General features: G+C 42.5%; 1 protein-coding gene. It reads right to left on the bottom strand.

Annotated features, from left to right (window positions below; genetic code table 11):
* On the bottom strand, positions 1-972 hold a 972-nt coding region (locus tag KA858_RS05670), incomplete at both ends, for a hypothetical protein (protein ID WP_281058923.1).

Here is a 972-nt window from a genome sequence, read left to right as displayed (position 1 = left end):
ACAAGCGTGAGTGACTCAACAAGTGCAAGCACATCATTGAGTGCGTCAACATCAACAAGTGTGAGTGACTCAACAAGTGCAAGTACGTCATTAAGTGGATCAGCAAGTGCGAGTCTTTCAGACTCATTAAGTGCAAGCACATCAGTTAGTGCATCAACATCAACAAGTACGAGTCTTTCAGACTCAGCAAGTGCAAGCACGTCATTAAGTGAATCAACAAGTACGAGTCTTTCAGACTCAGCAAGTGCAAGCACATCATTAAGTGAGTCAACATCAACAAGTGTGAGTGATTCAACAAGTGCAAGCACATCATTGAGTGCGTCAACATCAACAAGTGTGAGCGATTCAACAAGCACAAGTACATCAGATAGTGCATCAACGTCAACAAGCGTGAGTGATTCAACAAGTACAAGTACGTCATTAAGTGGATCAACATCAACAAGTGTGAGCGATTCAACAAGTGCAAGCACGTCATTAAGTGAATCAACAAGTACGAGTCTTTCAGACTCAGCAAGTGCAAGCACGTCATTAAGTGAATCAACAAGTACGAGTCTTTCAGACTCAGCAAGTGCAAGCACATCATTAAGTGCGTCAACATCAACAAGTGAGAGTGACTCAACAAGCGCAAGCACGTCATTAAGTGAATCAACAAGTACGAGTCTTTCAGACTCATTAAGTGCAAGCACATCATTGAGTGCATCAACATCAACAAGTGAGAGTGACTCAACAAGCACAAGTACGTCATTAAGTGAATCAACATCAACAAGTGTGAGCGATTCAACAAGTGCAAGCACATCAGATAGTGCATCAACGTCAACAAGCGTGAGCGATTCAACAAGTGCAAGCACATCATTAAGTGATTCAGCGTCAACAAGTGTGAGTGACTCAACAAGTGCAAGCACATCAGATAGTGCATCAACGTCAACAAGCGTGAGTGATTCAACAAGTACAAGCACGTCATTAAGTGGATCA

It is taken from the genome of Staphylococcus sp. GDX8P80P (genome assembly GCF_017893095.1).
GTDB lineage: Bacteria > Bacillota > Bacilli > Staphylococcales > Staphylococcaceae > Staphylococcus > Staphylococcus borealis.
Note: the sequence above shows the minus strand (reverse complement) of the source record. Positions and strands in the feature narration are given on the sequence as shown.